The organism is Brevundimonas sp. CURTG3B2_SDJG, assembly GCF_057364705.1.
The window spans coordinates 1-6,163 of record NZ_JBNFOJ010000185.1 but is presented as its reverse complement, the minus strand read 5'-3'; the positions used below and the strand labels follow the sequence as shown (position 1 = coordinate 6,163).

Genomic DNA, 6,163 nt, shown 5'->3' with positions numbered 1-6,163 from the left:
CGCCACCGTCGCCCTTCTGGCGGCGCTGGCAGCGTCGGCGTCGTGGTCGGGGTCGCGCTCCGCGCCTCGGGCGGCGACCACACGGGAGCGGCAGCGCTCCTCGCCCTGACGACGGTGACCCTGTCGTGGCTGTTCGTGCACACGATGTTCGCCCTGCACTACGCCCACGCCTATTACACGCCGGAGGAGGGCCGGGACCGCGGCGGGCTGCTGTTCCCGGGCGACGAGCCGCCGGACTACTGGGATTTTCTGCACTTCTCCCTGATCATCGGCGTCGCCTCTCAGACCGCCGACGTGCAGATCGCCGACAAGGCGCTGCGCCGCATCTCTACGGTGCACAGCCTGACGTCGTTCGTGTTCAACACGGTGATCGTGGCCCTGACGGTCAACATGGCGGTCAGCCTGCTGGGATAGTTTAGCTGCATGAACCGCCGGGCTCTGGAGCCCTCGCTCACGTCACGGCCGGGCCATCCATGATCGCGGAGGCGTTCCGCGTTCTCGTTTTGCCGATCGTGCCCCTGGATTCCCGGCATAAGGCCGGGAGTGACGTCTGGAACTGCCCCCCGCCTTGACTTGGCCGCATTGCGCGCCCATCTTTGCTGCATCGCACAATCGCGATTTCCGGCGTCTCCAGCGCGTGTGGGCCTTCCGCTTGAAGGCCTGACTGTAGCAGCCGCCGGGTCCTCCAGATTCATTCGCTGCCCGGACACGCGGGGCGGCGCCCGGTCCACCCCGACGGTTTCCAGAGCGAAGCCAGATCGGGACTGGCGGTGCGCCTCCCGGCGCGCGTCGGGTCGAGAAGGCGGAGCCTTCTGACCGCGCGCCCACCAGGATGGCGCGTCGCCGCATGCGAAAGAAGACGCTCCGTGAGCATCAAGACCTTCGACTCCATGGGCCTGAACCCGGCCCTCCTCCAGGCGCTGGCGTCTGAAGGCTACACCACCCCCACCCCCATCCAGCAGCAGGCCATTCCCGACGTGATGGCCGGCAAGGACCTGCTGGGCATCGCTCAGACCGGCACCGGCAAGACCGCCGCCTTCGCCCTGCCGATCCTGCATCGCCTGGCCGCCAATCGCGTCGCCCCCCTGCCGCGCACCACGCGCTGCCTGGTGCTGTCGCCGACGCGCGAACTGGCCACCCAGATCGGCGAAAGCTTCAAGGCTTATGGCAAGCACCTGGGCTTCCGCGTCGCCGTGATCTTCGGCGGCGTGAAGTACGGCGCCCAGGAGCGCGCCCTGCACCAGGGCCTGGACATCCTGGTCGCCGCCCCCGGCCGCCTGCTGGACCACATCCAGCAGAAGAACCTGGACCTCTCGACCTGCGAGATCTTCGTCCTGGACGAGGCCGACCAGATGCTGGACCTGGGCTTCATCAAGCCGATCCGACAGATCGTCAGCCGCATCCCGGCCAAGCGCCAGAACCTGTTCTTCTCGGCCACCATGCCGGCCGAGATCGGCAAGCTGGCCGGCGACCTGCTGAAGGACCCCGTCAAGGTCCAAGTGACGCCGCAGTCCACGACCGTCCAGCGCATCAACCAGTCGGTGATCCACATCGAACAGGGCCGCAAGCGCGCCCTGCTGACCGAGCTGTTCTCGGATCCCGGCTTCACCCGCTGCCTGGTCTTCACCAAGACCAAGCACGGCGCCGACAAGGTCGCGGCCTATCTGGAAGCCGGCGGCGTCGAGGCGGGGGCTATCCACGGCAATAAGAGCCAGCCCCAGCGTGAACGCACCCTGGCCGCCTTCAAAGCCGGCAAGCTGCGCGTCCTGGTCGCCACCGACATCGCCGCGCGCGGCATCGACGTGGACGGCGTCTCGCACGTGGTGAACTTCGAGCTGCCCTATGTACCGGAAGCCTACGTCCACCGCATCGGCCGCACGGCCGCGCGGGCGCCGACGGCTCGGCCATCAGCTTCGTCGCCGGCGACGAGATGAAGCTGCTCAAGGACATCGAGAAGGTCACCCGTCAGAAGATTCCGGCGACCGACCGCCGCAACGACAAGCAACTGGCCCAGCTGGACGCCTCGATCATGGCCTCGGGCGTCAAGTCCAAGGCCACCCTGCCCGAACGCGAGGGCGGCGAGCGCAACGAGGGCGGCCGAGGCCGCCGCAACCCGCGCCGCGACGGGATCAAGCTGGAAGGCGGCGGGCAGCCGCACCGGGTCCGCAAGGGCCAGGCCCGCGACGCCCGTCCCCACCCCGGAACGCGCCTTCGATCCGATGGCCCGCGACCGCGGCCGGCAGGTCAACAACGACCCGCGCAACGCGGCTCCGGCCCACGAGCCCAAGCCTGTCGGCGAGATGAAGCGCCGCCCGCGCCGCCGCCGCCCCTCCAACGGCGGCAAGGGATACGCGGCGAAGAGCTGATCGCCGCCCTTCTGAACCGAAGGACGCCCGCCGGACTCTCGTTCGGCGGGCGTCGTCGTGCCGGGAGGTGCGACGCCTAGAAGCTCCAGCGCGTCCCCAGCGACCAGGCCAGGCCATGCCCCTCGGCCGTACCCCGCAGCCGCGAGACCGTGGCGGCCGGCGTGCCGGGATACAGGGTCCGGTCGCTGAAGATCTCCCCATCCTCGAAGGCCACATAAGTCAGGCCGAAGTCGACGGTCAGCTGATCCGTGGCCCGCATCGACATGCCGCCCGAAAACAGCCACCGGTTCGCGTCCGGAATGCGCGCCGTCCGCTCGGTGTCCCGGGTCGGGGTCGGGGTGTAGCCCAGGCCGCCCCGGAAGGTCAGCTTGTCGGTGGCGGCGTAGTCGAAGCCGATCGCCCCCGTGGTCACGTCCTTGTAGTCCTGCACGATCGTCTGGCCGCCGCCCGGATAGGCCACCTCAATGGCGTCGAACTCGGACCAGCCGATGCGGTTGACCTGGGCGTTCAGCGTCAGTTTGTCGTTGAGCCGGTAACGGGCCGAGGCCGCGGCGAACCAGGGCGTGCTGAAGCCGGCGACGCCGCCGGTCGTCACGTTCGCGCCCGCCAGGGGTCCGACCAGGCCGGCGATGACGACGTCGCCATCCAGTTCGTGCTCGATCGCCGACCGGTAGCTGAGTCCCAGGTCCAGCCGGCCGAAATGCGCCTGGGCGCCGGCGTTCCAGCCGTAGTCCCAGCCGTTCCCTTCCAGCGAGGACGAGCCGTCCGGCAGCAGGGGCGACAGGTTCGGCAGGGCGGAGGTCAGCTTGGCGTCGACGTACTGCGCGTCCACGCCCACGCCGACGTCCAGCCAGTCGGTCACGCGCATCGCTGCCGTCAGGCCGACATCGGCTGATCGCAACTCCGACGTCAGGGCGTCGTAGCGCGCGAAGGAGTCCGGCTGGTATTTGGTGGTGAAGTTGTACGGCGCGGCGACGCTGAGTCCCACGGCGAAGCGTTCGCCCAACGGGGTGGCGACCGCGAAGTTCGGCACGACGCCGCTTTCGATCGGGCTGGGGGCGACCGTGCTCCCCACGACGGGAACCGTCGTCCCGCCCGGATAGGTCAGGCTTGAGCCGGCGTCCCGGACCTCGGAGTTCACCGCCACCGCGTGGACGCCGACGTAAAGCTCCCGCCCGCTGCGGGCGATGGCGGCCGGATTCCACCACAGGGAGGAGACGCCGGTGTCTGCGGCTTCGCCGGAATAGGCCCGGCCCGCGCCGCGCGCCGATTGCTCCTGCAGATAATAGGACTGGGCCGAGGCGGAGGACGCGGCGGCCGCGCTCACGGCGAAGGCCGCGCCGGCGAAAAGGAGGCTGGAGGATTTCATAAACTGCACTTTCAGGCGCGGCGGCCGTTCGACCGGGCCACGGCGTTTCGGAGACTGTGCCGGGGAGGCCCGTCTGCAATGCGCGCGCGGCCGGAACGCTGCAACGCTCGGGACCCTGCTCTCGCGAAGGTGATCCGTGTTCGGCCGGTCAGCGAACGGTGAAAGGCGCAGAGCCCGGACGGCTCACGTCCGACAGGCGATCTGAGGTTGGTCAGATTCTACCCCTGATTGACTTTGAGAGCGCAGCGTCATCACTATCGATGATTGCATGACCGGAGGACCGCCATGAAACGTCCCGTTCTCAAGATCGCCGCCGCGGCGCTCGCCGCCGCCTGCTTCGCCTCCAGCGCCCAGGCGCACGGCGCGTTCCAGAGCCACTACATCATCTACGCCGACGAAGCGAAAACCCAACCCATCTATCAGGTCGTGGTCTACTGCGACGGCCATATCGTCCGGGTGGGTCAGCCCGAGTTCACCGGGTACGACGACTATTTCGAGTATGAGTGCCCCTGACGCACAGTCGGGTGGACAGCCCCAACAGCAACGCCCGCCGGAGCGATCCGGCGGGCGTCGTCTTGTCGGCGGGATCAGGCCGCGGCGGTGACGGCGCCGAGGATTCCGCCGGGTCGCGCAGCACATAGCCGCGGCCCCAGACGGTCTCGATGTAGTGCTTGCCGCCGGCAGCCGTGGCCAGCTTCTTGCGCAGCTTGCAGATGAAGACGTCGATGATCTTCAGCTCGGGCTCGTCCATGCCGCCGTACAGGTGGTTCAGGAACATCTCCTTGGTCAGGGTCGTGCCCTTGCGCAGGGAGAGGAGCTCCAGCATCTGGTACTCCTTGCCGGTCAGATGGACCCGGTGGCCGTTCACCTCGACCGTCTTCGCATCCAGGTTCACCGCGATCTCGCCGGTGTGGATGATCGCCTGGGCGTGGCCTTTTGAACGACGGACCACGGCGTGGGTGCGCGCGATCAGCTCGTCCTTGTGGAAGGGCTTGGTCATGTAGTCGTCGGCGCCGCCGCCGAAGGTCTTCACCTTGGTCTCGATCTCGCTGGTGCCCGACAGGATCATCACCGGCGTATTGACCTTGCCGACGCGCAGCTGACGCAGAACTTCCAGACCGTTCATGTCAGGCAGGTTCAAGTCCAACAGGATCAGGTCGTAGTCATAGATCTTTCCGAGATCGATGCCTTCTTCGCCGAGGTCAGTCGTGTAGACGTTGAAGCCTTCCGACTTGAGCATGAGTTCGATGCTCTGCGCCGTCGCGTGATCATCTTCGATAAGCAGGACGCGCATGGTTGCCCCTCCAGGCAAAGCTTGGCCTTAGACGTAACTGTCCCGTTTCCGGGTAACCTTGTTCGAACGTTAACCGCCCAAAAACTTAAGAAGGGTTAACGTTAGTGGTTAACAGCGAATCTAGGCTGATTTGCGAATCGGCGTCGAGAGTCCCGAGTCAAGGGCGCGAAAATTTCTTCGACCCGCCCCATGACACGTCCGAAATAGACGTACATCAGGATGATATTCCTATCCCGGAAAGCAGGCGGCGACAGCCTGCGGTGATGGAGATGGGATGATGGATGCGAACTATAGGGCTCCCGCGGATGCGGGGGACAGAATCCGGGCGGGGCTGGCGCTGCAGCTGGTAGCCGTCTCGACCGGCGTCGCGGTCGAACGCATGACCGCCCGCACGCGACTGGAGGGGCGCGCGTGCCGAGCGCGGTGGCTGGCGCTCTACCTGGCCCACGTCGCCTTCGGCTGGCCGCTGGACCGGGTCGGACTGGCGTTCGGATTGAACCGCTCCACCGCCGCCCAGGCGTGCCGCTGGGTCGAGGACGAGCGCGACCGCCCCTGGCTCGACGCCCTTCTGGATCACCTCGAGCGCTGCGTGCACGAGGTGCTGGAGACCCCGGCGTGCGAGTTGCCCGCATGAGCCGGACGACGGACCCGATCATCCGGGCGCGCCGGATCCTGACCCGCAAGGGAGCGTGGATCGAGGCGACCCCGGACGGCTACGCCGTCCGCTCCGGCACGGACCGAAGGGCCCGGATCCTGCAGGTGCTCGACGAGGCGGGCTTCATCCGGCTCATCGACCGACCGGGGCTGAAGGCCCGCACCGGCGGCGGCTGGGTCCCTCGAACCCCGTCCCAGGGCGGCCTCGCCCCGCTCCCCGGCGGCCGGGCGTGACCGAGGGGACGCGGATCGTCATGCGTCCCGATGGCGAAGCCCCAGGCGTGGCGGGCCAATCTGACGTCCTCGCCCGTCGCTTGGCTGGCGGGGCGCCTGGATTCCGACGGCCGGCGCTGGCTAACGCCGGCCGAGGTCGCCGCCGCCGAACGTCTGGGGATCGATGCGGAGGTCGCCTTGAAGGGCCCCTCCATGACCATGCGCTGGGACGCCCTGCCCCGGTCGGGCGCCGCGCGCGCCTGGACG

At 68.1% G+C, this 6,163-nt stretch carries 8 protein-coding genes and 1 pseudogene; 7 read left to right on the top strand and 2 right to left on the bottom strand.

What is annotated here, in order from left to right:
- The 3 genes from AC2W7C_RS12505 to AC2W7C_RS12495 form a co-directional block, all read left to right on the top strand.
- Positions 1–414, top strand: a 414-nt coding sequence (locus tag AC2W7C_RS12505) for a DUF1345 domain-containing protein (RefSeq protein ID WP_486001736.1), incomplete at its 5' end; no start/stop codon positions are given.
- A 452-nt stretch (positions 415–866) separates the two neighbouring features.
- Complete coding sequence (locus tag AC2W7C_RS12500; protein ID WP_486001735.1) at positions 867–1,934, top strand: DEAD/DEAH box helicase; 1,068 nt, start codon at positions 867–869, stop codon at positions 1,932–1,934.
- The gene (locus tag AC2W7C_RS12495) at positions 1,931–2,446 is read left to right on the top strand and encodes a hypothetical protein (RefSeq protein WP_486001734.1); all 516 of its coding nucleotides are present in this window, start codon (positions 1,931–1,933) and stop codon (positions 2,444–2,446) included. The genes AC2W7C_RS12500 and AC2W7C_RS12495 overlap by 4 nt, the downstream gene beginning before the upstream one ends.
- Here AC2W7C_RS12495 and AC2W7C_RS12490 read toward each other — a convergent pair.
- On the bottom strand, positions 2,443–3,735 hold the full coding sequence (locus AC2W7C_RS12490) for an OmpP1/FadL family transporter (protein WP_486001733.1): 1,293 nt from the start codon (positions 3,733–3,735) through the stop codon (positions 2,443–2,445). The genes AC2W7C_RS12495 and AC2W7C_RS12490 overlap by 4 nt on opposite strands.
- A gap of 285 nt (positions 3,736–4,020) precedes the next feature.
- Here AC2W7C_RS12490 and AC2W7C_RS12485 point away from each other — a divergent pair, with 285 nt between their 5' ends.
- Positions 4,021–4,248 carry a hypothetical protein gene (locus AC2W7C_RS12485; protein WP_486001732.1) on the top strand — a complete coding sequence of 76 codons (228 nt, stop codon included), beginning with the start codon at positions 4,021–4,023 and terminating at the stop codon, positions 4,246–4,248.
- Positions 4,249–4,351: 103 nt separating this feature from the next.
- Here AC2W7C_RS12485 and ctrA read toward each other — a convergent pair.
- A pseudogene (gene ctrA / locus AC2W7C_RS12480) lies at positions 4,352–5,029 on the bottom strand (response regulator transcription factor CtrA); the annotation flags it as partial.
- A 274-nt stretch (positions 5,030–5,303) separates the two neighbouring features.
- Between ctrA and AC2W7C_RS12475 the strand changes: the two are divergent.
- From AC2W7C_RS12475 to AC2W7C_RS12465, 3 genes are all read left to right on the top strand, one after another.
- Positions 5,304–5,663: a chromosomal replication initiator DnaA gene (locus AC2W7C_RS12475; RefSeq protein ID WP_486001731.1), complete on the top strand. Its 360-nt coding sequence runs from the start codon at positions 5,304–5,306 to the stop codon at positions 5,661–5,663.
- Complete coding sequence (locus tag AC2W7C_RS12470; protein ID WP_486001730.1) at positions 5,660–5,917, top strand: hypothetical protein; 258 nt, start codon at positions 5,660–5,662, stop codon at positions 5,915–5,917. The genes AC2W7C_RS12475 and AC2W7C_RS12470 overlap by 4 nt, the downstream gene beginning before the upstream one ends.
- A 30-nt stretch (positions 5,918–5,947) precedes the next feature.
- Positions 5,948–6,163, top strand: a 216-nt coding sequence (locus tag AC2W7C_RS12465; RefSeq protein ID WP_486001729.1) for a DUF6456 domain-containing protein, incomplete at its 3' end; no start/stop codon positions are given.

Excerpts from the sequence above, each read along its gene's own strand:
- AC2W7C_RS12495 (WP_486001734.1), top strand. The coding sequence starts at position 1,931 with ATGAAGCTGCTCAAGGACATCGAGAAGGTCACCCGTCAGAAGATTCCG.
- AC2W7C_RS12490 (WP_486001733.1), bottom strand. The coding sequence starts at position 3,735 with ATGAAATCCTCCAGCCTCCTTTTCGCCGGCGCGGCCTTCGCCGTGAGC.
- AC2W7C_RS12485 (WP_486001732.1), top strand. The coding sequence starts at position 4,021 with ATGAAACGTCCCGTTCTCAAGATCGCCGCCGCGGCGCTCGCCGCCGCC.
- AC2W7C_RS12475 (WP_486001731.1), top strand. The coding sequence starts at position 5,304 with ATGATGGATGCGAACTATAGGGCTCCCGCGGATGCGGGGGACAGAATC.
- AC2W7C_RS12470 (WP_486001730.1), top strand. The coding sequence starts at position 5,660 with ATGAGCCGGACGACGGACCCGATCATCCGGGCGCGCCGGATCCTGACC.